The following is a 1,791-nucleotide window of genomic DNA, read 5'->3' on the forward strand; positions in this document are numbered from 1 at the left end:
GCCCGGCATGACGCATTGGCAGCATCCGCGCTTCTTCGCCTATTTCCCGGCCAATGCTGCGCCCGTCTCGGTGGTTGCCGAATATCTGGTCTCCGCGATGGCAGCGCAGTGCATGCTGTGGCAGACCTCGCCGGCGGCGACCGAGCTGGAGACCCGAACAGTCGACTGGATGCGCCAGGCGCTCGGCCTGCCGGAAGGGTTTTCCGGTGTCATCCAGGACTCGGCCTCGTCGGCGACGCTGGCCGCCGTGCTCACCATGCGCGAGCGCGCGCTCGACTGGCAAGGCAACCGCAAGGGACTCGCCGGGCAGGCGCGGCCGCGCGTCTATTCTTCCGACCAGGTCCACACCTCGATCGATCGCGCCATCTGGGTCGCCGGCATCGGCGAGGAGAACCTCGTGCGCATCCCAGCAGCCGGCCGCTTCCGCGCCATGGACACCGTGGCCCTCGAGGCCGCGATCGTCTCCGACCGCGAGGCCGGGATGCTGCCGGCGGGGATCATCGCTTGCGTCGGCGGCACCAGCACCGGCGGCACCGACGACATCGCCGCCGTGGCTGCTGTCGCCAAACGGCATGGGCTCTATCTGCATGTCGACGCCGCCTGGGCCGGATCGGCGATGATCTGCCCGGAGTACCGGCATTTCTGGGCCGGCGTCGAGGACGCCGATTCCATCGTGTTCAATCCGCACAAATGGCTGGGCGCGCAATTCGACTGCTCGATCCAGTTCATCCGTCAGCCGGAAGATCTCGTGCGCACGCTTGCCATCAAGCCGGACTATCTGAAGACCCACGGCCACGACGGCATCATCAACTACTCGGAATGGTCGGTGCCGCTCGGTCGCCGGTTCCGGGCGCTGAAACTCTGGTTCCTGCTTCGGGCCCATGGGCTGGAAGGGTTGCGCACCATGATCCGCAATCACGTCACCTGGAGCCAGGCTCTCGCCGCGCGGCTTGCGGGGGAGGCGGACTTCGAGATCGTGACCGAGCCAATGCTGTCGCTGTTTTCGTTCCGGCATCGGACAGGACCGGGCGCCAGCCCCGACGAGCACAATCTTCGCCTGGTCAATGCCATCAACGATGACGGCCGCATCTACCTGACGCAGACAAAGGTCGATGGCACGATCGCGATCCGTTTCCAGGCCGGCCAGTTCGAGGCGACGGCGGCCGATGTCGAGGCGGCATTCGACGTCATCACAGAAATCGCTCGCCGCCCCACCTGAAGCAACTCGCCGCAGCTTGCGGCCGGTTTGGCTTTGGGATCATATGGTTTTCGTTAGCCGGCTTATCCCTTTTCATCGCTTTCGTTTTGCGATATAGACAAGAAAAACGAAAACGGGAGGGAGAGCGATGTTTCTGTCGCCGCGTCATGCCGAGATCATCCAGATGGCCAAGGACCATGGCCGCGTGCTGGTCGACGACCTGGCAACGCATTTCAACGTGACGCCGCAGACCATCCGCAAGGACCTCAACGACCTCTGCGACCAGAGGCTGCTCACCCGCATCCATGGCGGGGCGCTGTTCCCGTCCGGGATCGAGAACATGGAATATGAGGCGCGCCGCAAGATCGCCGCCGATGAGAAGGAGGCGATCGGCCGCGCCGCCGCCAGGCTGATCCCCGACAACGCCTCACTGTTCATCAACATCGGCACCACAACCGAGTCCGTCAGCAAGGCCTTGCTGGACCACAACGGCCTCATGGTCATCACCAATAATATCAATGTTGCCAATAGGATGCGTGTCTATCCTTCGATCGAGGTAGTGATCGCCGGCGGCGTCGTGCGCGGCTCAGACG

General features: G+C 64.0%; 2 protein-coding genes. Both read left to right on the forward strand.

Annotated features, from left to right (window positions below):
- Positions 1-1,219 (forward strand): aspartate aminotransferase family protein (locus tag EN780_RS33390; RefSeq protein ID WP_133372852.1); only part of this gene is annotated, 1,219 nt, incomplete at its 5' end.
- Between the two features lie 127 nt (positions 1,220-1,346).
- On the forward strand, positions 1,347-1,791 hold a 445-nt coding region (locus EN780_RS33395; RefSeq protein ID WP_133372853.1), incomplete at its 3' end, for a DeoR/GlpR family DNA-binding transcription regulator.

Origin of the sequence: Mesorhizobium sp. M4B.F.Ca.ET.089.01.1.1, assembly GCF_004022605.1 — a bacterium.
GTDB classification, from domain to species: domain Bacteria; phylum Pseudomonadota; class Alphaproteobacteria; order Rhizobiales; family Rhizobiaceae; genus Mesorhizobium; species Mesorhizobium abyssinicae.